This window comes from Serratia sp. SA088, assembly GCF_049065515.1.
Classification (GTDB): Bacteria; Pseudomonadota; Gammaproteobacteria; order Enterobacterales; family Enterobacteriaceae; genus Serratia; species Serratia nematodiphila.
In genome coordinates, this window is record NZ_JBAKGW010000002.1 from 745,718 (window position 1) to 769,869 (window position 24,152).

Sequence of the window (24,152 nt, forward strand, 5' to 3'; positions counted from 1 at the left end):
TTAGTGTAGCCCAGCCCGTCGCAATGGGTGTTTACATTACATTTCAACGGGTTGCCTTTTAGCCGCAGTGTGCTTAAGTTAATCCATAACCCAGGAGGAAAAATGGACATTACCGTTACCGACGCGATTGACGAACATACCCTCGATGCGATCAGGCAAGGCCTGCGCGCTTACAACCTGCCGCATATCGACGCCAGCCACCGCAAGCCGCTCAGCGTCTATGCGCGCGACGAGGCCGGCACGGTGATCGGCGGGCTGACCGCCGAAACCTGGGGCAACTGGCTGAGCATCGAGTGGCTGTGGGTGGCGGATACCCAGCGCGGCAGCGGCCTCGGCGGCCGGCTGATGCGCGCCGCCGAGCACGAGGCGCAGGCGCGCGGCTGCCGCTACGCCCGTCTCGACACCTTCAGCTTCCAGGCGCGACCGTTCTACGAAAAGCTCGGCTATCAGCTGCAAATGACGCTGAAAGAGTATCCGGTGGAACATGAGTGCTATTTTCTTACCAAAACCCTGACTGATTGATGGATGGACAGATGGACAGCAAAAGCATGGTGGTGAACTGTGTGGCGTACAAAGCCGGCCAACGGCTGGGCGAAGTGACCATCGACGATATCAGCGAGGTGGTCAAACAACCGGACACCTTCGTCTGGCTGGGGTTGCGGCAGCCGGAACCGGCGTTTATGCGCAAGGTGCAGGAGGAGTTCGGCCTGCACGATTTGGCGATCGAAGACGCGCTGTGTGCGCACCAGCGGCCGAAGCTGGAGACCTACGGCGACTCGCTGTTCATCGTGGTGAAAACCGCGCAGTGGGGCGAGCACGACGAAATCGAATACGGCGAAACCCACTTCTTCGTCGGCAAAAACTTTCTGGTGACGGTGCGCCACGGCGCCTCACCCAGCTATGCGCCGATCCGCGCCAAGGCGGAAGAGAACCACAAGCAGATGTGCCGCGGGCCGGGCTTCGCCCTCTATTCGGTGTTGGACTTCGTGGTGGATAACTACCGCAGCGTGGTAACGCGCTTCGAGAGCACCATCGAGAACATCGAAGCCAACATGTTTCAGTCGGAGTTCGATCAGGCGGCGATCGAGAACGTCTATACTCTGCGCCGCCACCTGCTGGCGCTGCGCAACGCCGCGCTGCCGATGGATGAAATCTGCAACCAGCTGATCCGTCTGCACGAAGAAGTGATCCCGAAAGAGCTGCGCGCCTACGTGCGCGACGTGCAGGATCACGCGCATCAGGTGGTCAGCAACATCGACGACATGCGCGAAATGCTGACCAACGCCATGCACGTCAATCTGGCGCTGGTGACGGTCAAACAAAACGAAGTGGTGAAACGGCTGGCGGGGTGGGGGGCGATTTTGGCTATCCCGACGGTGATCTTCAGCCTGTACGGGATGAACTTCGCCGACATGCCGGAGTTGAAATTCCCGTGGGCCTATCACGCCACGCTGGGGGCGACCGCCGTCGGCTGTATTTTCCTGTATCAGAAGCTGAAGAAATCAGGCTGGCTGTAAGCGCCAAAACGGCGGATTTTCCCGCCGGAGAAACGATCGGCGGGGCAGCCGGATCCGCCGACTGCCCCGCAGCTTCAATACAGCATCGGCCGCCGATCGCGATGCACATGATTGTAGCGGCCGATGCGCTTGTCATCGGCCGTACTGATATCCATTTCCGCCAGCGCCATGCCTTCGCCAGCCAGGCTCTGCGTCAACGGGTAGCCATCGGCATCGACGATCACCGAACCGCCGATCCACGCAACGCCGCGCTCCGTTTCGCAGCGATCGCACACCGCGATGAACAGCCGATTGACGGCGGCGTTGGCCTGCGCCTTCACCATCTCCGCCGGCCGTTCGCCCTGCGGACGCGGCGCCTGCGGCCAGTTGACCGGCGCGCACAGCAGCTGAGCGCCGGCCAGCGCCGGCAGCCGCACCCACTCAGGGAATTCAAGATCGTAGCAGATCATCACCGCCAACCGGCCAAAGCGGGTCTCGACGACCGGTGGCGGCCGATCGCCGGGGGTAAAGATCGTGCTCTCCTCATGCCACAGGTGGGCCTTGCGATAAATCGCCCTGACCCCCTGCGCATCGATCAATGCCGCGCTGTTGGCCACCCCGCCATCGGGCAGCCGCTCGCAGAAACCGGCGACGATCGCCACATCCAACTCACGCGCCAGGGCCCCCCACAGGCTGAGGCTGGGCCCGTCTTCGCTCTCGGCCAACGCCCGCGCCTCCGCCTTATCGCGCAACACATAGCCGCTGTTCACCAACTCCGGCAACACGATGACGTTGGCGCCGCGCTGCGCCGCATGACGGATCGCCTGAGCGGACTGCGCCCGATTATGCTCTGCTTCCCCTACCCGCAGCGCTAACTGGCAGCATGCGACGCTGATTTTACCCATGGCTCACCTTCTCCTTACCCTCACCGTTAAACCGACAGGGCGGCGATGCGCCCTGCTCCTCAGTAAATCAGTAAAGGCGCCGTGATAAAAGCCCGGATCGCGCCTCAGCGTTCAGTTTGAGCCTGCAGCTGCGGCGTCGGGCGGCTCAGCAGGCTGCCCAGCACGAAGGCGACGCCGCCGCCCAGCAGACCGCCGTAGATCGGGCTGTTGGCGTCGATGCCGTGCCAGATCATCAGCCCCACCACGCACAGGCTGCCGGTCAGCATGCTGGCGATGGCCCCAACGCTGGTGGCGCGCGGCCAGAAGATCGCCCCCACCAGCGGGATCAGCATGCCGCCCACCAACAGGTTGTAAGCCAGCGTCAGCGCCGCCAGTACGTCGCGCACCACAAACGCCAGCCCCAGCATGACCGCGCCCATGAAAAGCGTGGTGAAGCGCCCGGCGGCCAGCCCGCCGGAAGGTTTACGGCGGATGGCCGGCAGCACGTCCTCCAGCGCGATGGTCGAAGACGCCAACAGGCAGGCGCTGGCAGTGGACATCAGCGCCGCCAAGGCCGCGGCGGCCACCAGCCCGCTGACGCCAACCGGCAACACCGCCTGCGCGATGGCGGCGAAGGCGCCGTCGGTGTTGCTGAGCGACGGCAGCACGATCTTGCCGGCCATGCCGATCAGCGCGCCGGTCACGCCGTACAGCACGCAATAGACGCCCGCCCCCAGCCCGGCGAAGCGCGCCACATTGGCGCTGCGGGCGGTGAACACCCGCTGCCAGATGTCCTGGCCGATCAGAATGCCGAAGAAGTAGATCAGGAAGAACACCAGAATGGTGTCCAGCCCGATCGACGACAGCTGGTAGTAACCGGCGGGCAGCAGGCTGGTGAACGCCTCCCAGCCGCCGGCCTTGACGATGCTCATCGGCATCAGCACCAGCATCATGCCGACGGTCATGATGATGAACTGAATGATGTCGGTCAGCGTCAGCGACCACATGCCCCCCAGCGTCGAATACAGCACCACCAGCCCGCCGCCGAGCAGGATAGACGCGCTGAACGACAGGCCGAACATCACCTGCATCACGCTGCCGATGGCGATGATCGAGGTCACCGCCACCATAAGGTCATACGCCAGCATGATCGCGCCGCTGGTGACCCGCGCCGCCGGGTGATAGCGCCGCGACAGCACCTGGCTGACGGTATACAGCTTCAGTTTGAGCAGCGGCTTGGCCAGCACCAGACTCAGCACCACAATGCCCAGCCCCAGCGCGCCGCACAGCCAGACGCCGGAGATGCCGTAGGTGTAGCCGAGCTTGACGCTGCCGATGGTCGACGCGCCGCCGAGCACCACCGCCGACAGCGTGCCCAGATACAGCCCCGGCCCCAGGTTGCGCCCGGCCACCAGATACGCCTCTTTGGAATTGGCGCGGCGAATGCCCATCCACCCCACCGCGCCTATCACCAGAAAGTAAAACACCACGACCAGCAGATCGAGATTCATGGGTACCTCCACTCCGTAGTTATTGTTATCAGGGGCCCCGACGCAACCGCTCCGCCGGTAGAGTCAGTGCGCCGGCCTCAACGGGCCGGCAGCACGCACAGCATTTCAAACAGCAGGTTGGCCGCCAGCAGCGCGGTGTTACCGGAGCGATCGTAAGGCGGCGACACCTCCACCACGTCGCCGCCGACCAGGTTCAGTCCATGACAGCCGCGCACGATCTCCAGCCCTTGCCAGACCGACAGCCCGCCGACCTCCGGCGTGCCGGTGCCCGGTGCGAAGGCCGGATCCAGCCCGTCGATATCGAAGCTGAGATAAACCGGCGCTTCGCCCATCTGTTCGCGGATCTCCGCCATCAGCGGTGTCAGCGACCGGTGCCAGCAGGCCTCGGCCGGCACCACACGAAAGCCCTGGCGGCGTGACCAGTCGAAGTCGTCCGCCGCATAGCCACTGCCGCGCAGGCCAATCTGCACCACCTTTTCCGGCGCCAGCAGCCCTTCCTCAAACGCGCGGCGGAAGGTGGTGCCGTGCGCCAGCTGTTCGCCGAACATCTCCTCGTTGGTATCGGAATGCGCATCGACGTGGATCAGCCCGACCGGGCCATGACGACGGGCGACGGCGCGCAGCACCGGCAGCGTCAGGGTGTGATCGCCGCCGAGCGTCAACGGCGTGCAGCCGTGCGCCAGGATCTCGTGGTAAGCCGCCTCGATGCGCTGCACGCTGTCCGCCAGGCTGTAGGGGTTGATGGCGACATCCCCCAGATCGGCCACCTGCAGCCGTTCAAACGGCGCAGAGCCGGTGCCCATGTTGTAAGGACGGATCATCACCGATTCCTGGCGGATCTGGCGCGGGCCATAGCGAGTGCCGCTGCGGTTGGAGGTGCCGATATCGAGCGGAATGCCGACAAAGGCGGCGTCCAGACCGCGCGCCTGTTCTGCCGCGGGCAGGCGCATCATGGTGGGGAGGCCGGCAAAGCGCGGCATATCGTTACCGCTTTGGGGTTGGTTCAGCATGGCGTTTCCTTGTCGTTATCTGCGATGGATTGAAACATTTGAGCAACATTCGCAGGCTACCCTGTTGGCCACCTCGGCTACCATTCCCGCTTTTGCATGTAAACATCGGAAAACGCGATGCAACTAACCCATTGAAGTATTGATTTTTATTTCAACTTCATGCCATAAGAAAGGCCATATCTTCAGCGCCGCACCTATTTCTTCGATGTTAAAAATAGGTTAACCGGCCGACGTTCTGCGGAGGGGGAATGCTCACCAACCTAAGCGATATCGATCTGAAACTGCTGCGGGTGTTCGTCGCGGTAGCGGAAGCCCAGGGCGTCAGCGCCGCGCAGGAAGCGCTGCTGATGAACCAATCCACCATCAGCACCCATCTGGCCTCGTTGGAAACCCGACTGGGTTTTCGCCTGTGCCAACGCGGGCGCTCCGGCTTCCGGCTGACGCCCAAGGGCGAACGCATGCTGATCGCCTGCCGTTCGCTGTTCAACGCCGCCCGCGACTTCACCCGGGTCAGCCAGTCGCTGAACGGCCTGCTGACCGGCGATCTGCAAATCGGTCTGGTGGACAATCTGGTTTCGCTGCCGGGCAATCCGTTCAGCCAGGCCATCAAGCACTTTCAGCGGCGCCATCAGGACGTGCAATTGCAGTGCCGCATCTGTTCGCCGAACGAGATTGAGCAAGGGCTGCTGCACCAGCAGCTCGATCTGGGCATCGGCTACTTCGGCCAACAGCTGGAGGAGTTACGTTATCAGCCGTGGCTGGAGGAAATACAGGCAATCTACTGCAGCACGGATCACCCGCTGTTCGCGGTGGAAGAACCCGAGCGCGAGCAGATTGAAAACGCGCGCTGGGTCAAGCGCGGCTACCTGCTGGCGCAGCAGCTGTGCCCGATCGCGCCGCCTCACTTGGCGGCGGTGGCTCACCATATGGAAAGCGTCGCCCATCTGGTGCTGAGCGGTACCTGTCTTGGCTATCTGCCCACCCACTACGCGGCGCGCTGGGTGGAACAGGGGCTGCTGCGGCAGTTGGGCGGCACGGCGCTCTCTTATCGCGCCACGCTTAGCCTGGTCAGCCGCCCCGTCCAGCCCAACGAGGCGTTGAACGCGCTGCTGGAGGATTTGGCGCGCGCCGGCGAAAAAAAGCCCCGCATGCGCGGGGCCTGACGGACGTTAACTGACCGGCATACGCGCCGGATCGGGATACTGATACTCAAAACCCAGCTCGTTGCAGATGCGGTTGCCGTCCACCAGCCGCTCATCCTGCTCCGCCTCGTCGGCGAACTGCGGCGGCTCCAGATGCAACTGCTCGGCCAGCGCCGGATAAAATTCGCGCTTGGCCGGATGACGCGGCGCGCACAGGTTGTACACGTGGCCGCCCTTCGGCAGCTTCAGCAACAGTTGGATGGCGGCGATGACGTCGTCCTGGTGCACCAGATTTACCCCCTGCGAACCGCCCTTCACGTCGAGTTTGCCCGCCAGGAAGCGGCCGGGGTGACGATCGGCGCCCACCAGCCCCGCCAGGCGCAGAATGTCCACCGAGGTGTTCGGCAATTCATGCAGCCAACGTTCCAGCTCGGCCAACACTCGCCCTGACGGCGAGACCGGCCGCAACGGCGACTCTTCGCGCAGCGTGCCTGCGGTTTCGCCGTACACCGAGGTGGAACTGGTGAAGATCACCCGCGGCACGCCAAAGGCCATCGCGCTGTCCACCAGCATGCGCACCGCATTGAAATAGTTTTCGCTGCCTTCGACGGTGCGGCGAGCGGGCAGTGTCACCACCAACGCATCCACGCGCAGCAGCGATTCCAGATCGTCCGGATCGCACACCAGCTCCGGCGTCAGTTCCAGTTGGTAGCATTCGATGCCGCTCATGCGCGCGGCCTCGACGCCGTCCGGCGTGGTTTTGCTACCGACCACGTCATACCCGCGCCCCATCAGCGACAGCGCCAACGGCATGCCCAGCCAACCCAAACCAATAATGGCTACCTTTTTCATCCTCTTCCTCTCCTGAAGATCGCAGCGCCCTACCCCTAAGGCTACGCCACTGCGCACGGCGATACAATCTGCCCGGCTTAAGGTCAGGTAAAGCTGTCTGTGGCTAATAACCTAACCTGTTTCAATAAATTAAATTTATGACGTTAAAAAAGGGTTGCGCGGTGGACAGCGGATAGTTTAGCTTAATTGGCATACGGTTTTTACCGGCTTTTGATTAGAGAAAAACACCATGACACGCGTTCAGTTCAACCACCATCATCACCATCACCCTGACTAGTCTTTCAGGCGATGAGTGCTGGAAGACGGTTTGTTAATCTTCCAGTGGCGCGCAGAACGCAAGAGAGAGCCCTCGGAAGATTTCTTCCGAGGGTTTTTTTTTGGCTCCGGACAGACAGAAAGAATAGTTTTTACAATAAATTCATAAAATTACAGATTAAACAGAGGTTACCATGCTGGACAAGACACGTTTACGGATCGCAATGCAGAAGTCGGGCCGCCTGAGCGATGAATCCCAGGAACTGCTGGCGCGCTGCGGCATCAAGATCAACCTGCAGCAGCAGCGTCTGATCGCCTTCGCCGAGAACATGCCGATCGATATCCTGCGCGTGCGCGACGACGATATTCCGGGCCTGGTGATGGACGGCGTGGTCGATCTCGGCATCATCGGCGAAAACGTGCTGGAAGAAGAGCTGCTCAGCCGCCGCGCCCAGGGCGAAGACCCGCGTTACTTCACGCTGCGCCGCCTCGATTTCGGCGGCTGCCGCCTGTCGCTGGCCACCCCGCTCGACGCCGAATACGCCGGCCCGCAAAGCCTGCAGGACGCCCGCATCGCCACCTCTTACCCGCACCTGCTGAAGCAATACCTCGACAAGCAGGGCGTGCGCTTCAAATCTTGCCTGCTGAACGGCTCGGTGGAAGTGGCGCCGCGCGCCGGTCTGGCCGACGCCATCTGCGATCTGGTCTCTACCGGCGCCACTCTGGAGGCCAACGGCCTGCGTGAAGTAGAAGTGATCTACCGCTCCAAGGCTTGCCTGATCCAGCGCGACGGCGAAATGCCGGAAGCCAAACAGCAGCTGATCGATCGCCTGATGACCCGCATTCAGGGCGTGATCCAGGCGCGTGAATCCAAATACATCATGCTGCACGCGCCGAGCGAGAAACTGGACGAGATCGTCGCGCTGTTGCCGGGCGCCGAGCGCCCAACCATTCTGCCGCTGGCCGGCGCGCAGAACCGCGTGGCGATGCACATGGTGAGCAGCGAAACCCTGTTCTGGGAAACCATGGAAAAACTGAAAGCGCTCGGCGCCAGCTCGATTCTGGTGCTGCCGATTGAAAAGATGATGGAGTAACGCCATGTCGACCTTCAACACGCCGATCGATTGGGCGACCAGCAGCGCCGAACGCCAGGCCGAGCTGCTGATGCGCCCGGCCATCGCCGCCTCTGACAGCATCACCCGCACGGTGAGCGAGATCCTCGACAACGTGAAGGCCAACGGCGATCGGGCGCTGCGCGACTATAGCGCCCGTTTCGACAAGGCGGAAGTCTCGGCGCTGCGCGTCAGCGCCGAGCAGATCGCCGCCGCCGCCGCGCGGTTGGGCGACGACATCAAACAGGCGATGGCGGTGGCCGTCGCCAACGTGGAAACCTTCCACAACGCGCAGCGACTGCCGCCGGTGGACGTCGAAACGCAACCGGGCGTGCGCTGCCAACAGGTGACCCGCCCCATCGACTCGGTCGGCCTGTATATTCCCGGCGGATCGGCGCCGCTGTTCTCCACCGTGCTGATGCTGGCGACGCCGGCACGCATCGCCGGCTGCCGCCGGGTGGTGCTGTGCTCACCGCCGCCGATCGCCGATGAGATCCTGTATGCGGCTCAGCTGTGCGGCGTGCAGGAAGTGTTTCAGGTCGGGGGCGCGCAGGCGATCGCTGCCCTGGCGTTCGGCACCGAGAGCGTGCCGCGCGTGGCGAAGATCTTCGGGCCGGGCAACGCCTTCGTGACCGAAGCCAAGCGGCAGGTCAGTCAGCGCCTTGATGGCGCGGCCATCGACATGCCGGCCGGCCCTTCGGAGGTGCTGGTGATCGCCGACGCCGGCGCCACTCCGGCGTTCGTCGCTTCCGATCTGCTGTCGCAGGCCGAACACGGCCCGGATTCGCAGGTGATCCTGCTGACGCCGGACGCGGCAATGGCGCAGGCGGTGGCCGAAGCGGTGGAAAGCCAGCTGGCCGAGCTGCCACGCGCCGAGACCGCCCGTCAGGCGCTGGCGAGCAGCCGCCTGATCGTAGCGCGCGATCTGGCTGAGTGCGTGGCGATCAGCAACCGCTACGGCCCGGAGCACCTGATTATTCAGACCCGCAATGCGCGCGAACTGGTGGACGGCATCACCAGCGCCGGCTCGGTGTTCCTCGGCGACTGGTCGCCGGAATCCGCCGGCGATTACGCCTCCGGCACCAACCACGTGCTGCCGACCTACGGCTACACCGCCACCTGCTCCAGCCTGGGCCTGGCCGACTTTCAAAAACGCATGACGGTGCAGGAGCTGACGCCGCAGGGCTTCAGCAACCTGGCCGCCACCATCGAGACGCTGGCTGCCGCCGAGCAGCTGATCGCCCACAAGAACGCCGTGACCCTGCGCGTCGCCGCCCTGAAGGAGCAAGCATGAGCATCGAAAAACTGGCGCGCGCCAACGTTCGCGAGCTGACCCCTTATCAATCGGCGCGCCGCCTCGGCGGCAAGGGCGACGTATGGCTGAACGCCAACGAATACCCGATCGCCCCGGAATTCCAGCTGACCGCGCAAACCTTCAACCGCTATCCGGAGTGCCAGCCGGCGCAGGTGATCGAACGCTACGCCGCCTATGCCGGGGTGAAGAAAGAGCAGGTGCTGGTCAGCCGCGGTGCCGATGAAGGCATCGAGCTGCTGATCCGCGCCTTCTGCGAGCCGGGCAAAGACGCCATTCTGTTCTGCCCGCCGACCTACGGCATGTACGCCGTCAGCGCCGAAACCTTTGGCGTGGAGCGCCGCACCGTGGCCGCCAAAGAGGACTGGCAGCTGGATCTGCCGGCCATCGCGGACAGCCTGGACAACGTGAAGCTGATCTACGTCTGCAGCCCGAACAACCCGACCGGCAACCTGATCGATCCGGACGATTTACGCAGCCTGCTGGAGCTGGCCAAAGGCAAGGCGATCGTCGCGGTGGACGAAGCCTATATCGAGTTTTGCCCGCAGGCTTCGGTAGCCGGTTGGTTGAGCGACTACCCGCACCTGGCTATTTTGCGTACGCTGTCGAAGGCCTTTGCGCTGGCCGGCCTGCGCTGCGGCTTTACGCTCGCCAATGAAGATCTGATTGCCCTGCTGCTGAAGGTGATCGCCCCTTACCCGCTCTCGACGCCGGTGGCGGATATCGCCGCGCAGGCGCTGAGCGAAGAAGGTATCCGCACCATGCGCCAGCGCGTCACCAACATCGCAGCCACCCGCAGCTGGCTGCAGCAACAGCTGGAGAAATGCGCCTGCGTCGAGCAGGTTTTCGCCAGCGACAGCAATTACCTGCTGGCTCGCTTCACCGCCTCAAGTAATGTGTTTAAAAGCTTGTGGGATCAGGGCATTATCTTACGAGACCAAAACAAACAGCCCGGGTTGTCCGGCTGCCTGCGCATCACCATAGGCACCCGCGACGAATGTCAACGCGTGGTGGACGCCTTGTCCGCCCTGCCCGGCGCCAACCAGACTCGCCAGGAGCCAATGTGAGCCAAAAAATCCTCTTTATCGATCGTGACGGCACGCTGATCGCCGAGCCACCGGAAGATTTCCAGGTTGACCGCCTGGATAAGCTGGCGCTCGAGCCAGACGTGATCCCTTCCCTGCTGGCGCTGCAGCAGGCGGGGTATCAGCTGGTGATGATCACCAATCAGGATGGGCTCGGCACCGCCAGTTTCCCGCAGGAGACCTTCGATCCGCCGCACAACCTGATGATGCAGATCCTCAGCTCCCAGGGCATTCAGTTCGCCGACGTGCTGATTTGCCCGCACCTGCCGGCGGACAACTGCGACTGCCGCAAGCCGAAAACCGCGCTGGTGAAAGGCTACCTTGAACCCGGCGTGCTCGATACCGCGCACAGCTACGTGATCGGCGATCGGCCGACCGATGTGCAGCTGGCGGAAAACATGGGCATCCAGGGGCTGCGTTACCAGCGCGGCGTGCTGGGCTGGAAAGAGATCGTGCGCCAGTTGACCCTGCGTGACCGTCACGCGCGGGTTAATCGCGTGACCAAAGAGACGCAGATCGACGTCAACGTCTGGCTGGATCGCGAAGGCGGCAGCAAGATCAAAACCGGCGTCGGCTTCTTCGATCACATGCTGGATCAGATCGCCACCCACGGCGGCTTCCGCATGGAGATCGACGTCAAAGGCGACCTGTATATCGACGATCACCACACGGTAGAGGACACCGGCCTGGCGTTGGGTGAAGCGCTGAACAAGGCGCTCGGCGACAAGCGCGGCATCGCCCGCTTCGGCTTCGTGCTGCCGATGGACGAATGCCTGGCGCGCTGCGCGCTGGATATCTCCGGCCGCCCGCACCTGGAGTACAAGGCCGAGTTCAACTATCAGCGCGTCGGCGATCTCAGCACCGAAATGGTCGAGCACTTCTTCCGTTCGCTCTCTTACACCATGGGCTGCACGCTGCACCTGAAGACCAAGGGCAAAAACGACCACCACCGGGTCGAGAGCCTGTTCAAAGTGTTTGGCCGCACGCTGCGCCAGGCGATCCGCGTCGAGGGCAATACCCTGCCGAGTTCGAAAGGAGTGCTGTGATGAACGTGGTGATTTTGGATACCGGCTGCGCCAACCTGGCCTCCGTCACCTACGCGGTGCGGCGCCTGGGTTATCAGCCGGAGGTGAGCCGCGATCCGGAGATCGTGCTGCGCGCCGACAAGCTGTTCCTGCCGGGCGTCGGCACTGCGCAGGCGGCGATGGATCAGCTGCGCGAGCGCGATTTGATCGAACTGATCAGGGCCTGCACGCAGCCGGTGCTGGGCATTTGCCTCGGCATGCAGCTGCTGGCGGCCAGCAGCGAAGAGAACGGCGGCGTGACCACGCTCGGCCTTATCGATACGCCGGTCAAGCAGATGACCGACTTCGGCCTGCCGCTGCCGCACATGGGCTGGAACCAGGTGTCCGCGCAGGCGGGCCTCCATCTGTTCCGCGGCATCGATGACGGCGCCTACTTCTATTTCGTACACAGCTATGCGATGCCGATATGCCCCAGCACCATCGCCCAGGCGAACTACGGCGAGCCCTTCACCGCCGCCGTGCAAAAAGACAATTTCTTCGGCGTGCAGTTTCATCCAGAACGATCTGGAGCGGCCGGCGCGCAACTGTTGAAAAACTTTCTGGAGATGTAGGCAGCATGATTATTCCGGCTTTGGATTTGATCGACGGCAACGTGGTGCGTTTGCATCAGGGCGATTACGGCCAACAGCGCGACTACGGCAACGATCCGCTGCTGCGCCTGCAGGACTATCAACAGCAGGGCGCCCAGGTGCTGCACCTGGTCGATTTGACCGGCGCCAAGGATCCGGCGGCGCGCCAGATCCCGCTGCTGCGCAAACTGCTGGCGGGGGTTGAGGTGCCGGTGCAGGTCGGCGGCGGCATCCGCAACGAACAAGACGTCAGTGCCCTGCTGGAGGCCGGCGCCACGCGCGTGGTGATCGGCTCCACCGCGGTGAAACAGCCGCAGTTGGTGCAAAGCTGGTTCGAGCGCTACGGCGCCGACGCGCTGGTGCTGGCGCTGGACGTGCGCATCGACGCGCAGGGCGTGAAGCGCGTGGCCATCAGCGGCTGGCAAGAAGACTCCGACGCCACGCTGGAACAGGTGGTGGAACAGTTCCTGCCCTACGGGCTCAAGCACGTGCTGTGCACCGATATTTCGCGCGACGGCACGCTGGCCGGTTCCAACGTGGCGCTGTATCAGGAAATCAGCCGCCGTTATCCGCAGGTGGCCTTCCAGGCCTCGGGCGGCATCGGCAATCTGGACGACATCGCCCAGCTGCGCGGCAGCGGCGTTGCCGGCGTGATCGTGGGGCGCGCCCTGCTGGAAGGTAAATTTAGCGTTGAGGAGGCGATCGCATGCTGGCAAAACGGATAATCCCGTGCCTGGATGTTAAAGACGGGCAAGTGGTGAAAGGCGTGCAGTTCCGCAACCACGAAATCATCGGCGACATCGTGCCGCTGGCGCAGCGCTATGCGCAAGAAGGCGCGGACGAGCTGGTATTTTACGATATCACCGCCTCGAGCGACGGCCGAGTGGTGGACAAAAGCTGGGTGTCGCGCGTGGCGGAGGTGATTGATATTCCGTTCTGCGTCGCCGGCGGCATTAAAAGCGCCGAGGACGCCAGCCAGATCCTGTCTTTCGGCGCCGACAAGATTTCGATCAACTCGCCGGCGCTGGCCGATCCTGAGCTGATTAGCCGCCTGGCTGAACGCTTTGGCGTGCAGTGCATCGTGGTGGGCATCGACACCTGGTTCGACAGTGAAACCGGCAAGTATCACGTCAACCAATATACCGGCGACGAGAGCCGCACCCGCATCACCCAGTGGGAAACCCTCGACTGGGTGCAGGAAGTGCAGCGCCGCGGCGCCGGTGAGATCGTGCTGAACATGATGAACCAGGACGGCGTGCGCAACGGTTACGATCTGCAGCAGCTGCGCCGGGTGCGCGAGGTCTGCAAGGTGCCGCTGATCGCCTCCGGCGGCGCAGGCACCATGGAACACTTCCTGGAAGCGTTCCGCGATGCGGACGTCGACGGCGCGCTGGCGGCGTCGGTGTTCCACAAACAAATCATCAATATCGGCGAACTGAAAAGGTTCCTGGTTGAACAAGGCGTGGAGATTCGCGTGTGCTGACAGAACAACAGAGAAACCAGCTGGATTGGGAAAAAACCGACGGCCTGATGCCGGCCATCGTGCAGCACGCCGTTTCCGGCGAAGTGCTGATGCTGGGTTACATGACGCCGGAAGCGCTGGCCACCACCGAGCAAAGCGGCAACGTCACCTTCTTCTCGCGCACCAAGCAGCGCCTGTGGACCAAGGGCGAAAGCTCCGGCCACTTCCTTAAGGTGGTCAGCATCACGCCGGACTGCGATAACGATACGCTGCTGATATTGGCCAACCCGATCGGCCCGACCTGCCACCTCGGCAACAGCAGCTGCTTCCACCCGGCCGCCAGCGACTGGACGTTCCTCTATCAGTTGGAACAGCTATTGGCGGAGCGCAAGCACGCCAGCCCGGACAGCTCGTACACCGCCAGCCTGTACGCCAGCGGCACCAAGCGCATCGCGCAGAAGGTCGGGGAGGAAGGCGTGGAAACCGCGCTGGCCGCCACGGTCAACGATCGCGAAGAGCTGACCAACGAAGCTTCAGACCTGATCTATCACCTGCTGGTGCTGCTGCAGGACCAGGATCTGGATCTGAGCGCGGTGATCGGCCGGCTGCGCGAGCGGCATCAGAAATAATGCACACAGGCTTCCCTGATAATGGGAAGCCTTATAGTCGGCTGTTTACCAGCGCAAGAATTTCCTCTGTTTTCCGCTCCATTAAGTCGCGGTTACCCCGTGATTCAACGTTGAGGCGGAGCAAAGGTTCCGTGTTTGACGCTCGCAAATTGAACCGCCAGTCGGCAAAGGTCATGCTGACACCATCCGTCTTATCAACCTCTAAGGCCTGATCTCGATAATGGCGCTCGATCATATCGAGCGCGGATATCGCAGGAACGCGGACAATGTTAATTTCACCCGAAGAAGGATAGGCGCGGATGCGTTCCGCAACCAGCTGTTCCAACGAGCGATCTTTCAGAGACATGATCTCGGCGACCATTAGCCAGGGGATCATGCCGCTATCGCAGTAATAGAAGTCGCGGAAATAATGGTGGGCACTCATCTCGCCACCATAGACTGCATCTTCAGCCCGCATTCGTTCTTTGATAAAAGCGTGTCCGGTTTTCGACATCACGGGAATACCGCCGGCTTTTTCAACGATATCCACGGTATTCCAACTCAATCGCGGATCGTGAACGACCTTCTCTCCTGCCCCCTTGGCTAGAAACGCCTCAGCCAGCAAACCGACGATATAGTAGCCCTCGATAAAATGGCCTTGACTATCAAACAGGAAACAACGATCCGCATCGCCATCGAAGGCGATCCCCATATCCGCGCCATAATGCCGCACCGCGTCCGCGGTGTCCTGACGACGCTCGGGCAACAGCGGATTCGGTACGCCATGAGGAAAGGTGCCGTCGGGCTCATGCTGAATCTTGATGAATTCCAGCGGTACCCGATGCTGCTGAAAGCGCCGTTCGATGGCGTCAATAACCCGCCCGGCGGTGCCGTGCCCGGAGTTCACCAACAGTTTCAGCGGTTTGAAATGCGTGAAGTCAACGAAGGACAGGATATGATCGACATACTCGTTCAAGGTATCGGCCTGAAGGTAGCCGCCGCGCGAACATGCTGCGCGCTCGATGTGCTTTTTCTCCGCGAGCGCTTTGATTTCATTCAATCCAGAGTCGCTACTGATCGGCCTCGCATCCCTGCACACCAGTTTCATGCCGTTATAATTTTCAGGATTGTGACTGCCCGTGACTTCGATTCCGCCGTCCGCCGCCAGAAAAGCCGTGGCAAAATAGAGCTCCTCCGCCCCACACAACCCGATGTCAATCACACTGGCGCCGGCATCCTGAAGCCCTTTGGCCAATGAGTGTTTCAGGCTTTCACTACTTAAACGGGCGTCGTTGCCCAAAACTACGGCTTTAGGGAGCAAATATTCACCGAAAGCCCTGCCAATCCGATAAGCGATTTCATCATTCAGCTCACTCCCCAATCTGCCACGAATGTCGTAAGCCTTAAAACAAGTCAACTCAGTCATGTCACATTCTTCTGTTATTTGTACCTTTGCGCTCTGTCGCTATCCTGGGGAATTAATGCGATGGAGTCGCAATCACCGGTACGGTCTTCCTTACATTTATCACTATCTCGCTGCTCTGGAAATCTTTAGCATGATTCTGACGCAAATTTTTCCATGCGCCTCAACACGGCAGCTTGCGCGCCTTCAGTTCGCCCACTAATTGTTTAACATCCTGTACCGCGTCTCGCGCGGCAACCAGTAGCGCATCGCCGGTCTGCACGATCACCAGATCGTTGACGCCAAGCGTGGCCACCAGCTTGTCGCCAGCGTAAACATAGTTGTTCAATGAGTCGATAGCGATAACATTGCCGCGGTGCACATTGCCTTGGGCGTCCTTTTCGGCCACCTCCCACACGGCGGCCCACGACCCGACATCGCTCCAGCCAATATCGATCGGCATCACTACTGCATCCGCGGTGTTTTCCATCACCGCGTAATCGATGGACTCGCAGGGGCAACGGAGAAAGGTTTCTTCATCAATGTGAATGAAGTTGAGCTCGCGCCGGCTGGTTTCCATCGCCAACAGCGTTTTGTGATAGATATCGGGGCGAAAGCGCGCCAGTTCATGCAGATACTTTTTCGCCGTGAACATAAACATGCCGCTGTTCCAGCTGTAGTCACCGCTTTCCAGATAGGCCTGCGCCTTTTGATAACAGGGTTTTTCGACGAAACGCTCGACGTCAAAACAATGAAGTGACAGCTGCGCTCCGCGTTTGATGTAGCCATAGCCCGTTTCAGGATGCTGGGGAATGATGCCGAAGGTCACCAAACGGTCGCGCAAAGAAAACTCGATAGCCTTACGCAACGCGTCATGAAACGCGTCTATCTGCGTGATCAAATGATCGGCGGCCAAGACCAACAGCACGCCATCAGGATCGTCTTTAAGAACATGGTGCGCAGCCAGCGCGACTGCCGGCGCCGTATTGCGTCCTGCGGGCTCCAGAATAATGTGAGGATTCGAACAGTCGATTTCTCGTAGCTGTTCCGCCACCAAAAAACGGTGCTCTTCGTTGCAAATGACGATCGGCGCCGCGATATCTCCCCCATGCAGACCTTCCAGGCGCAACAGCGTCTGCTGCAGCAAACTGCGCCCGCTACCATCGACCGTCAGAAATTGTTTAGGAAATGCTTCTCTTGATAAGGGCCACAAACGGCTACCGTTGCCCCCGGCCAAAATGACTGGAATTAATCTCACCATAAACCCCGCATTACCCCAACACAGATGCATTGCTCAGGGCAATTAGGCTAATCACCCAATACCTATCGCTTGCTGATTGCTAAAGAGACTTCTCTTGCTTTTTAATATGTGAAATGAAATCAAGATTTCCCACTACTCCAGTAATCTCGCATAAAAATAAAAAAATAATAACCGGGCACATTCCTAAAATCTCCGCCGGCGCCGTCAAGCAGCCCCACCGAAGCCGGAAAGGAAAAAACAAGAAAATCAAATAAATACAAAGAGATCCATTTTACCCCCTCGAACAGGGAAGCCGCACCAACGGAAGGTGAGAGAGGTGGCGGCGAAAGCGATTCACTGGATTAGGAATTATATTAGCAAACGTGTGTTGTTAGGCAAGGAGATGCAAAGAAAATACGGTTAACATGCTGAATAACAAGATGCAGATCTTATTATTAAAAAAAATTAAAAATTAAGAATAATGCCAGATTGGCATGTAAAAAAGACTTGAGAAGCGCCAGTTCAGACGTGTTCCATGCTTTCCCCAGGCGCTTAAAACGTTGCAAAAAAAAGCCGCCTTTGCGGCGGCTTGATGACAGGTAAAGCGCTTATTCCATCCATTCGGTATGGAACACGCCTTCCTTATCGATGCGTTTGTAGGTGTGTGCGCCGAAGTAGTCGCGCTGCGCCTGGATCAGGTTCGCCGGCAGCACCGCGGAGCGGTAGCTGTCGTAGTAGGCGATCGCAGCGGAGAAGGTCGGCGTAGGAATACCGTTCTGCACGGCGTAAGCCACCACGTCACGCAGCGCCTGCTGGTACTCGTCGGCGATGTGCTTGAAGTATGGCGCCAGCAACAGGTTGGCGATATCGGCGTCCGCCGCGTAAGCGTCGGTGATCTTCTGCAGGAACTGGGCGCGGATGATGCAGCCGGCGCGGAAGATCTTGGCGATTTCGCCGTAGTGCAGATCCCAGTTGTTTTCTTTAGAAGCGGCTTTCAGCTGTGAGAAGCCCTGCGCGTAGGACACGATCTTGCCCAGATACAGCGCGCGACGCACTTTCTCGATGAACTCGGCTTTGTCGCCAGTGAACGGCGCCACTTTCGGGCCGGTCAGCACTTTAGACGCGGCAACGCGCTGATCTTTCAACGAGGACAGGTAGCGTGCGAACACCGACTCGGTGATCAGCGACAGCGGTTCGCCCAGATCCAGCGAGCTCTGGCTGGTCCACTTGCCGGTGCCTTTGTTGGCCGCTTCGTCCAGGATCACATCGACCAGGTATTTACCCTCTTCGTCTTTCTTGGTGAAGATGTCTTTGGTGATGTCGATCAGGTAGCTGTTCAGTTCGCCTTTGTTCCACTCGGCGAAGGTTTCGGCCAGCTGCTCGTTGCTCAGGTTCAGCGCCTGCTTCAGCAGAGAATAGGCTTCGGCAATCAGCTGCATGTCGCCGTATTCGATGCCATTGTGCACCATCTTCACATAGTGGCCGGCACCGTCTGCACCGATGTAGGTCACGCAAGGCTCGCCTTCCGCAACAGCAGCGATTTTCTCCAGGATCGGCGCCACCAGTTCGTAAGCTTCTTTCTGGCCGCCAGGCATGATGGAAGGCCCTTTCAGCGCCCCCTCTTCGCCGCCGGAAACACCGGTGCCGATGAAGTTGAAGCCCTGGTCGGACAGCTCGCGATTACGACGGATGGTGTCCTGATAGTAGGTGTTGCCGCCGTCGATCAGGATATCGCCCTTGTCCAGGTGCGGAGTCAGCGAGGCAATGGTTTTATCCGTTGCTTCGCCCGCTTTCACCATCAGCAGGATACGGCGCGGTTTTTCCAGCGATTCGACAAACTCTTCAACGGTGTAATACGGCGCCAGATTCTTGCCCGGGTTCTCAGCGATCACTTCGTCAGTTTTGTCGCCAGAACGGTTGAAAATGGAAACGGTGTAACCACGGCTCTCGATGTTCAGCGCGAGGTTGCGGCCCATTACCGCCATGCCGACAACGCCGATTTGTTGCTTGGACATTTAGGAACTCCTGTCTGAGGATGACCCTGTCAGCAACGATGGCCAACAGGTTTTGTGATGTGGCACACATGTTAACTCAGGATTGCGGCGCGTGGGTAGTGATTGATGCGATAGGCGATTCGCAGGGATGCTTCTTCGACGATTCATGCGGCAATCCCCCTACTTTACCTGCAGAATAATCCAATAAAATTAAATTAATTCATTTTATTCAACAAGTTGATTAAGCACTCAAGTAAAATAAGATTTATCGGCAATTTAGATTTTTCCTGATTGCGAGATTTCTCACGACTGCTAAAATTGACGGCTTGATTAATGCTATGCGCTTCTGTCCAAAGGACGAGGACATGACGGCATTGATATTGTATTTTATTGGAGAATGTAGTGTCTGAGCATCAAGCCATTAACCATACTCCTGCGACCGTCGATGAACATGCTAACAGTCACAAAATCGCAGCAGTGATAGTCTCTTATCATCCGGAACTGGGCAACCTCACCACCTTAATCAAAGAACTTAAGCGTCAGCAGGTTTCCAGCGTTCTCGTTGATAATGGCTCATTAGAGGCATCCGTCGTCGAATCGCTTTCTCAGTTAGCCACCGTAGTGTGTTTGCCGGAGAACGTCGGCATTGCGAAAGCGCAAAATATCGGCATTGAATATGCCCGCAAGGAACATGATGCCGAACTAATAGTATTTTTCGATCAAGACAGCCACATCGACGAACAGTTTATGGCCGGTTTGCTCAAAGATTATGAGCGGGTTTCCTCCGTCGATCGAGTGGCGGCTATCGGCCCGATCTTTACCGATTCGCGCTATGGTTTCCATTATCCATTGATAAGGGTAAACAAGCTGGGCTGGCGCAGCAAAGTGCGTCCACAATTCCAGACTGCGCCCTTTGAAGTCAGCATGATCATCTCTTCCGGCTCGCTGATTCCCGTCACGGTATTGATGGACGTAGGCGATATGGATGAGTCGTTGTTTATCGACTACGTGGATACTGAATGGTGCCTGCGCGCCATTGCCAAAGGCTACAAAATCTATGCGGCAACCTCAGCCAGGATGTCGCATGCTATCGGTGACAAAGCGATTAAGATACTGGCCTGGCATGTGCCGGTGCACTCGGCTTTCCGCAGATACTATCGGTTGCGCAACGGGTTATATCTGGCAAAAATGAAACACATTCCGCCATTAATCAAAGTGCGCGAAAACGTTTTTAACGCCATCCACCAAGTATTACTGATTGCTACACAACCGAACAAAAAAACGCATTTGGCAACCTGGTGCCGTGCGATTAAAGACGGAATTAGCGCAAAATGAGTGCAGTTGAAGATAAAAAACCCGTTGTCGCGTCCATTGTTCTGTACAAACACAAACAAAAGGACATTCAACCGACCATCGACTCTCTGTTAGCCGAACCGTTAATAGAAACCATCGTGTTGGTTGACAATGCCGATAGTGAATGGGCGGACAATTTAAACAATCCGCGTATTGCTTACATCAAGTCAGATTTCAATGGCGGTTATGGCCACGGGCATAATCAGGCCATGGATAAATACCTGAATAAATGTAAGTATTTTATTATTTGCAATCCAGACATCGAGTTTAAGCCAGGCACGGTGAAAAGTTTATATGACTTTGCGGAAAGCGGTAACCACCGTTTTATTGCGCCAAAGATCGTTTATCCAAACGGCGAAGCGCAACGTGTCTGCCGTTTGCTGCCGACACCCGCTCATCTGTTCTTGCGCCGATTCATGCCCTTTTTGTCCAAGTATCTCGATAAAAATTATGAGTTGCAAAATGCCGACTACGATAAGAATTTCTTTGCACCGACCATTTCCGGCTGCTTTATGTTCGTAGAGTCACAGTTGTTAAAGCAATTACAGGGCTTTGATTCACGTTACTTCATGTATCTTGAAGATGTCGATCTGTGCCGCAAAGTGCTTCAATATGAAAAACCGATGTTTTGCTCGGAAGCGACAGTAACGCATGCCTTTGCCAAAGGCTCATATAAAAACCTGAAGTTGATGGGTTACCACATTCGCTCGGCGATTACATATTTCAATAAATGGGGTTGGTTTTTTGACGCAGAACGCAGAGGCGTGAATAAAACATGTATGAAACAACTGCCGCGGCTGAAAGAACAGGGGGAGGAAAAAAGCAATGGGTAATAACGGGTTCTTGAGCCGATTAACGCTCGCCGGTTTCGGCATTGTTTGCTTGGCATGCATTCTCTTGCTCCCCGTGAATGGGGTTAGCAAAAGCTTCGCCATCGCCGCCGTGGCAAACTTCGTATTCTTTACCTATTTTTTCAAAAACATCTACAATCCCGCTTCGATCTTCATGAGCATGTTCCTGTTCATGATTGGGTGCAGTCAGGCGAAATTGACGCTTATTGAACAAGACGACTTCAGTCACTCGACCTGGATGGCGTTGTTTGCAGTGATAGCCTGTTTCTATATCGTCGTGGCCGCCTTTATCCTACGGCGCGGCCGCATCACGCTCAATCGTGAAGCAAACGTGCGCTCAGGGATTTCTGCCCGCACCCTCTTCTGGTCCAATGTCATCTGCGTCGTGGTCGAAGCGTTTCTGTATTGGTATGCCATCCATAAAATTGGCAGCATTCCTCTATTTGACGACAATGCGCGCGCAAACATCATGCCCAAAGTGATCAGCAATTACTTGATGACGCTGATGGTTATTCCTACGTTCTTTATTATCTTCAACACCATTTACGTGACTGAGTCAAGAAAGTATGGATATCTTCTTTTCAGCGCCGCATATTTGAGCCTGCTGATGTTGTTAGGCGGAAGAATAAATATTTTCGTCCCCGTCATCACCAGCTTATTCTATGTACTCATTCAATATTATGTCGCTAAAGAAAATAAATCTGCACTGCTGATTACCGGTGTCATCACCTTGTTCTCCGTTGTTCTGTTGATGATAAGCATGCCGTTGATTCGAACCCAAATTTACGTTCAAAACCAACAACCGGCAACAGAAGAAAAGGTGCAAACCGGCACGCAATATTATGAAGTCATTTATAACAGTCCAAACACGGCATCTCAGGGAGATAAAGAGGCAAAAGAATTTAAACCTACGATGGAATTGCCTCCGCAGATGATGTCTATCTGGATTAACCTGAGTACCGAGATGCACGCCTTCAACAAAATGGTTGTCTATCTGGATAAAACTCATGATTTCAGAGATGGGCGCATGTTGATGACCGGAACTTTCCGCTTTGCAACCAAACATTTCATGCCGGAAGAAACGCTGGATTTGGTCAAAATGGGAGGGTATGACTGGATCAATATCATGACCTTTATGCAGAAACCTTATATGGACTTTGGCGTCTATGGTGTTGGCGGCTTCATGCTGGTATTCACTTGTGTCGGCATGGCGCTCTATCAGCGGGTTCAGCAGCGAAAAACCCTCATTAATACCCTGCTCTACAGCTATTTCTGTATGGCGATGTTATTCATGATTTTTGATAATCATTTCTATTACTCAACCGTCATCGTCAACGTTATTCTGCTCTTGTTATTCAAAGCATTTATGAGCCGGGACTGGTTGGTGAGGCTCAAGCTGGCCAAACCATCGAGCGAGCTAAAGGCCGCGGTTCATGATTAAGCATCTGAACCAACCTTTAGTTAAAAACTATGTTTCTTTGCTGCTGGTGCAGGGGGGGAATTTCATATTCCCTCTGTTGGTCTTTCCTCTTGTGGGCAGGAACATCGGTGTCAGTGAGTTCGGCAACATTCTGTTTTGCTATATGGTCGCCTTCTATTTTTCCATTTTTGTCGATTACGGATTTAACTTTTCGGCGGTCCGAAAGGTTTCAAAAATGGAAGACCATCGCGACATCGGCAAAAGCTTCTATAGCATTACATTCGCTAAAATCATCCTGGCCCTCTGCTCGCTGGCGGCGATGACGCTGATGACCCTAAGCTGGGAGAAACTGGCCCAGCTCAGCGTTTATATGCTTCTGTCTTCACTGTTAATCGTAGCGTCCATGCTATCCCCTTATTGGCTATTACAAGGTGTAGGGAAAACGGCCGCGGGCGCCTTGATCACCTTGTTCGCCAGAATCGTGACGCTGGCGGTCTTCCTTTGTTTCCCGATCACACCCTACAGCGCCGTGCTGTTGCTGGTGCTGCCCAACTTTCTTGCCGCGCTCATCATGCTGTTTTGGGTATTTTCGCGGTATCACATCGGCTGGCCTCGTTTTTCTTTGCCAGAGATTGCGGCAAATTTAAAGGAGGGTTGGCCGGTATTTGTCGCCAACTCGATCACGATGGTTTACGCCGCCAGCAACACGATTCTTTTAGGCATCATTTCCGGCCCCCTGGCGGCAGGTTTATACGGTGCGGCGGAAAGGTTGGTTCGCTCCGGTTTGGCGGTTATGGCGCCACTCTGCCAGGCGGCTTACCCGATCATTTGCAGCTGCCGTACGGAGCAAACCACCAAGCGAAATAAGCTCATTAAACTGGTTTTAAGCGTCAGCTTCGTGTTCGGAATTTGCGCTTTCTTGGTACTGAATTTGTTCTCTGCACCGATAATTACCTTACTGTTTGGTGAAAATTTCGTTGCCGCGGCCCCCATTCTGGCCGTGTTGTCCATCATGCTGCTGATCATTCCACCGGCCATCGTGTTGGCGCAGCTTTACCTATTGGCGAACAGTCACGATAAAGTACTGCAGAGAATTTACATCTTCTGTTCCGCGACTCACTGCCTGCATATTTATTTCACAACAAAGCTTTTTGGCGCACTAGGCGCTTCTTACTCATTAGTCTTCACCGAACTATTGGCCACTCTCTTGATTATTTATATGAGCATGAGAATGTTCAAAAGAGAAAAGCTGATTAGCTGTGCTTCTTGATAAGTAAACATATAAAAAAGCGAGCATCTCTTTGAGAGATGCTCGCTTTTTGCCATATAGTGCGGCTTAGCCCAGCGCCGGCATAATGTATTTCAATGCATTCATCCAGTCTGAACGTGAGATACCTAAGCTTTCGATTTTCCCGCAGTTCAGGCTCGAGTAGGCGGGCCGTTTAGCCGGCGTCGGGTACTGTTCGGTCGTGATGCCGTTTACCCGCGGTGATTTCTCCAGCACGCCCT

General features: G+C 57.7%; 24 protein-coding genes and 1 other annotated feature. Of the genes, 16 read left to right on the top strand and 8 right to left on the bottom strand.

The window, feature by feature from the left end:
* Positions 1 to 102 precede the first annotated feature (102 nt).
* Complete coding sequence (locus ACOWVD_RS08660; protein ID WP_049241084.1) at positions 103 to 522, top strand: GNAT family N-acetyltransferase; 420 nt, start codon at positions 103 to 105, stop codon at positions 520 to 522.
* 11 nt (positions 523 to 533) lie between these two features.
* Positions 534 to 1,517: a magnesium and cobalt transport protein CorA gene (locus ACOWVD_RS08665; protein WP_015377262.1), complete on the top strand. Its 984-nt coding sequence runs from the start codon at positions 534 to 536 to the stop codon at positions 1,515 to 1,517.
* Between the two features lie 74 nt (positions 1,518 to 1,591).
* Here the strand turns inward: ACOWVD_RS08665 and ACOWVD_RS08670 are convergent, their stop codons facing one another.
* From ACOWVD_RS08670 to speB, 3 genes are all read right to left on the bottom strand, one after another.
* A complete protein-coding gene (locus ACOWVD_RS08670) occupies positions 1,592 to 2,401 on the bottom strand; it encodes a nitrilase family protein (protein ID WP_099982694.1) in 810 nt (269 codons plus the stop codon).
* A 104-nt stretch (positions 2,402 to 2,505) separates the two neighbouring features.
* Positions 2,506 to 3,891, bottom strand: coding sequence for a sodium:solute symporter (locus ACOWVD_RS08675; RefSeq protein WP_044031580.1), 1,386 nt, complete (start codon positions 3,889 to 3,891; stop codon positions 2,506 to 2,508).
* A gap of 77 nt (positions 3,892 to 3,968) precedes the next feature.
* Positions 3,969 to 4,901 (bottom strand): agmatinase, encoded by a 933-nt coding sequence (gene speB, locus ACOWVD_RS08680; RefSeq protein WP_015377259.1) that lies wholly within the window; start codon positions 4,899 to 4,901, stop codon positions 3,969 to 3,971.
* A gap of 248 nt (positions 4,902 to 5,149) precedes the next feature.
* On the opposite strand from speB, the gene ACOWVD_RS08685 reads away from it, so the two are divergent.
* A complete protein-coding gene (locus ACOWVD_RS08685) occupies positions 5,150 to 6,064 on the top strand; it encodes a LysR family transcriptional regulator (protein WP_049187404.1) in 915 nt (304 codons plus the stop codon).
* 6 nt (positions 6,065 to 6,070) lie between these two features.
* On the opposite strand, the gene ACOWVD_RS08690 is transcribed toward ACOWVD_RS08685, so the two are convergent.
* Positions 6,071 to 6,895 (bottom strand): SDR family oxidoreductase, encoded by an 825-nt coding sequence (locus ACOWVD_RS08690; protein ID WP_015377257.1) that lies wholly within the window; start codon positions 6,893 to 6,895, stop codon positions 6,071 to 6,073.
* 229 nt (positions 6,896 to 7,124) lie between these two features.
* Here ACOWVD_RS08690 and hisL point away from each other — a divergent pair, with 229 nt between their 5' ends.
* The 9 genes from hisL to hisIE all read left to right on the top strand — a co-directional run bounded on the left by hisL (position 7,125) and on the right by hisIE (position 14,404).
* The gene (gene hisL, locus ACOWVD_RS08695) at positions 7,125 to 7,172 is read left to right on the top strand and encodes a his operon leader peptide (RefSeq protein WP_100396937.1); all 48 of its coding nucleotides are present in this window, start codon (positions 7,125 to 7,127) and stop codon (positions 7,170 to 7,172) included.
* Positions 7,148 to 7,274: a sequence feature (His leader region), on the top strand. Its footprint overlaps the gene before it by 25 nt.
* A gap of 70 nt (positions 7,275 to 7,344) precedes the next feature.
* Entirely contained in the window at positions 7,345 to 8,244 is a 900-nt protein-coding gene (gene hisG, locus ACOWVD_RS08700) for an ATP phosphoribosyltransferase (protein ID WP_015377256.1), read from the top strand.
* A 4-nt stretch (positions 8,245 to 8,248) separates the two neighbouring features.
* Positions 8,249 to 9,556, top strand: a complete 1,308-nt coding sequence (gene hisD, locus ACOWVD_RS08705) for a histidinol dehydrogenase (protein WP_004938796.1) — start codon at positions 8,249 to 8,251, stop codon at positions 9,554 to 9,556.
* Entirely contained in the window at positions 9,553 to 10,641 is a 1,089-nt protein-coding gene (gene hisC / locus ACOWVD_RS08710; protein ID WP_164095264.1) for a histidinol-phosphate transaminase, read from the top strand. The genes hisD and hisC overlap by 4 nt, the downstream gene beginning before the upstream one ends.
* Positions 10,638 to 11,705, top strand: coding sequence for a bifunctional histidinol-phosphatase/imidazoleglycerol-phosphate dehydratase HisB (hisB, locus tag ACOWVD_RS08715; RefSeq protein ID WP_015377254.1), 1,068 nt, complete (start codon positions 10,638 to 10,640; stop codon positions 11,703 to 11,705). Before hisC ends, hisB begins: the two co-directional genes overlap by 4 nt.
* On the top strand, positions 11,705 to 12,295 hold the full coding sequence (hisH, locus tag ACOWVD_RS08720) for an imidazole glycerol phosphate synthase subunit HisH (protein WP_049240158.1): 591 nt from the start codon (positions 11,705 to 11,707) through the stop codon (positions 12,293 to 12,295). The genes hisB and hisH overlap by 1 nt, the downstream gene beginning before the upstream one ends.
* A gap of 5 nt (positions 12,296 to 12,300) precedes the next feature.
* Complete coding sequence (hisA, locus tag ACOWVD_RS08725) at positions 12,301 to 13,038, top strand: 1-(5-phosphoribosyl)-5-[(5-phosphoribosylamino)methylideneamino]imidazole-4-carboxamide isomerase (protein ID WP_021504314.1); 738 nt, start codon at positions 12,301 to 12,303, stop codon at positions 13,036 to 13,038.
* The gene (gene hisF, locus ACOWVD_RS08730; protein WP_033633500.1) at positions 13,020 to 13,796 is read left to right on the top strand and encodes an imidazole glycerol phosphate synthase subunit HisF; all 777 of its coding nucleotides are present in this window, start codon (positions 13,020 to 13,022) and stop codon (positions 13,794 to 13,796) included. The genes hisA and hisF overlap by 19 nt, the downstream gene beginning before the upstream one ends.
* Positions 13,790 to 14,404, top strand: coding sequence for a bifunctional phosphoribosyl-AMP cyclohydrolase/phosphoribosyl-ATP diphosphatase HisIE (hisIE, locus tag ACOWVD_RS08735; RefSeq protein ID WP_049240159.1), 615 nt, complete (start codon positions 13,790 to 13,792; stop codon positions 14,402 to 14,404). The genes hisF and hisIE overlap by 7 nt, the downstream gene beginning before the upstream one ends.
* A gap of 31 nt (positions 14,405 to 14,435) precedes the next feature.
* On the opposite strand, the gene ACOWVD_RS08740 is transcribed toward hisIE, so the two are convergent.
* The 3 genes from ACOWVD_RS08740 to gndA form a co-directional block, all read right to left on the bottom strand.
* A complete protein-coding gene (locus tag ACOWVD_RS08740) occupies positions 14,436 to 15,809 on the bottom strand; it encodes a phosphomannomutase CpsG (RefSeq protein WP_164095265.1) in 1,374 nt (457 codons plus the stop codon).
* Positions 15,810 to 15,969: 160 nt separating this feature from the next.
* Positions 15,970 to 17,046 carry a mannose-1-phosphate guanylyltransferase/mannose-6-phosphate isomerase gene (locus tag ACOWVD_RS08745; protein WP_075201878.1) on the bottom strand — a complete coding sequence of 359 codons (1,077 nt, stop codon included), beginning with the start codon at positions 17,044 to 17,046 and terminating at the stop codon, positions 15,970 to 15,972.
* Between the two features lie 587 nt (positions 17,047 to 17,633).
* On the bottom strand, positions 17,634 to 19,040 hold the full coding sequence (gene gndA / locus ACOWVD_RS08750) for an NADP-dependent phosphogluconate dehydrogenase (protein ID WP_049240161.1): 1,407 nt from the start codon (positions 19,038 to 19,040) through the stop codon (positions 17,634 to 17,636).
* A gap of 381 nt (positions 19,041 to 19,421) precedes the next feature.
* On the opposite strand from gndA, the gene ACOWVD_RS08755 reads away from it, so the two are divergent.
* From ACOWVD_RS08755 to ACOWVD_RS08770, 4 genes are read left to right on the top strand one after another with little or no spacing between them, the layout of a single operon-like run.
* On the top strand, positions 19,422 to 20,354 hold the full coding sequence (locus tag ACOWVD_RS08755) for a glycosyltransferase family 2 protein (RefSeq protein WP_421105581.1): 933 nt from the start codon (positions 19,422 to 19,424) through the stop codon (positions 20,352 to 20,354).
* Positions 20,351 to 21,205: a glycosyltransferase gene (locus tag ACOWVD_RS08760; protein ID WP_049240163.1), complete on the top strand. Its 855-nt coding sequence runs from the start codon at positions 20,351 to 20,353 to the stop codon at positions 21,203 to 21,205. The genes ACOWVD_RS08755 and ACOWVD_RS08760 overlap by 4 nt, the downstream gene beginning before the upstream one ends.
* A complete protein-coding gene (locus ACOWVD_RS08765) occupies positions 21,198 to 22,664 on the top strand; it encodes an O-antigen polymerase (protein ID WP_049240164.1) in 1,467 nt (488 codons plus the stop codon). The genes ACOWVD_RS08760 and ACOWVD_RS08765 overlap by 8 nt, the downstream gene beginning before the upstream one ends.
* Positions 22,657 to 23,913 carry an oligosaccharide flippase family protein gene (locus tag ACOWVD_RS08770; RefSeq protein WP_049240165.1) on the top strand — a complete coding sequence of 419 codons (1,257 nt, stop codon included), beginning with the start codon at positions 22,657 to 22,659 and terminating at the stop codon, positions 23,911 to 23,913. Before ACOWVD_RS08765 ends, ACOWVD_RS08770 begins: the two co-directional genes overlap by 8 nt.
* A 66-nt stretch (positions 23,914 to 23,979) precedes the next feature.
* On the opposite strand, the gene ACOWVD_RS08775 is transcribed toward ACOWVD_RS08770, so the two are convergent.
* The gene (locus ACOWVD_RS08775) at positions 23,980 to 24,147 is read right to left on the bottom strand and encodes a sugar nucleotide-binding protein (protein WP_319860892.1); all 168 of its coding nucleotides are present in this window, start codon (positions 24,145 to 24,147) and stop codon (positions 23,980 to 23,982) included.
* Between the last annotated feature and the right edge of the window lie 5 nt (positions 24,148 to 24,152).

Excerpts from the sequence above, each read along its gene's own strand:
- hisF (WP_033633500.1), top strand. The coding sequence starts at position 13,020 with ATGCTGGCAAAACGGATAATCCCGTGCCTGGATGTTAAAGACGGGCAA.
- ACOWVD_RS08770 (WP_049240165.1), top strand. The coding sequence starts at position 22,657 with ATGATTAAGCATCTGAACCAACCTTTAGTTAAAAACTATGTTTCTTTG.
- ACOWVD_RS08675 (WP_044031580.1), bottom strand. The coding sequence starts at position 3,891 with ATGAATCTCGATCTGCTGGTCGTGGTGTTTTACTTTCTGGTGATAGGC.
- hisG (WP_015377256.1), top strand. The coding sequence starts at position 7,345 with ATGCTGGACAAGACACGTTTACGGATCGCAATGCAGAAGTCGGGCCGC.
- ACOWVD_RS08765 (WP_049240164.1), top strand. The coding sequence starts at position 21,198 with ATGGGTAATAACGGGTTCTTGAGCCGATTAACGCTCGCCGGTTTCGGC.
- hisA (WP_021504314.1), top strand. The coding sequence starts at position 12,301 with ATGATTATTCCGGCTTTGGATTTGATCGACGGCAACGTGGTGCGTTTG.
- ACOWVD_RS08685 (WP_049187404.1), top strand. The coding sequence starts at position 5,150 with ATGCTCACCAACCTAAGCGATATCGATCTGAAACTGCTGCGGGTGTTC.
- ACOWVD_RS08760 (WP_049240163.1), top strand. The coding sequence starts at position 20,351 with ATGAGTGCAGTTGAAGATAAAAAACCCGTTGTCGCGTCCATTGTTCTG.
- ACOWVD_RS08745 (WP_075201878.1), bottom strand. The coding sequence starts at position 17,046 with ATGGTGAGATTAATTCCAGTCATTTTGGCCGGGGGCAACGGTAGCCGT.
- ACOWVD_RS08690 (WP_015377257.1), bottom strand. The coding sequence starts at position 6,895 with ATGAAAAAGGTAGCCATTATTGGTTTGGGTTGGCTGGGCATGCCGTTG.
- ACOWVD_RS08665 (WP_015377262.1), top strand. The coding sequence starts at position 534 with ATGGACAGCAAAAGCATGGTGGTGAACTGTGTGGCGTACAAAGCCGGC.
- ACOWVD_RS08670 (WP_099982694.1), bottom strand. The coding sequence starts at position 2,401 with ATGGGTAAAATCAGCGTCGCATGCTGCCAGTTAGCGCTGCGGGTAGGG.
- hisH (WP_049240158.1), top strand. The coding sequence starts at position 11,705 with ATGAACGTGGTGATTTTGGATACCGGCTGCGCCAACCTGGCCTCCGTC.
- speB (WP_015377259.1), bottom strand. The coding sequence starts at position 4,901 with ATGCTGAACCAACCCCAAAGCGGTAACGATATGCCGCGCTTTGCCGGC.
- gndA (WP_049240161.1), bottom strand. The coding sequence starts at position 19,040 with ATGTCCAAGCAACAAATCGGCGTTGTCGGCATGGCGGTAATGGGCCGC.
- ACOWVD_RS08740 (WP_164095265.1), bottom strand. The coding sequence starts at position 15,809 with ATGACTGAGTTGACTTGTTTTAAGGCTTACGACATTCGTGGCAGATTG.
- hisD (WP_004938796.1), top strand. The coding sequence starts at position 8,249 with ATGTCGACCTTCAACACGCCGATCGATTGGGCGACCAGCAGCGCCGAA.
- hisC (WP_164095264.1), top strand. The coding sequence starts at position 9,553 with ATGAGCATCGAAAAACTGGCGCGCGCCAACGTTCGCGAGCTGACCCCT.
- ACOWVD_RS08660 (WP_049241084.1), top strand. The coding sequence starts at position 103 with ATGGACATTACCGTTACCGACGCGATTGACGAACATACCCTCGATGCG.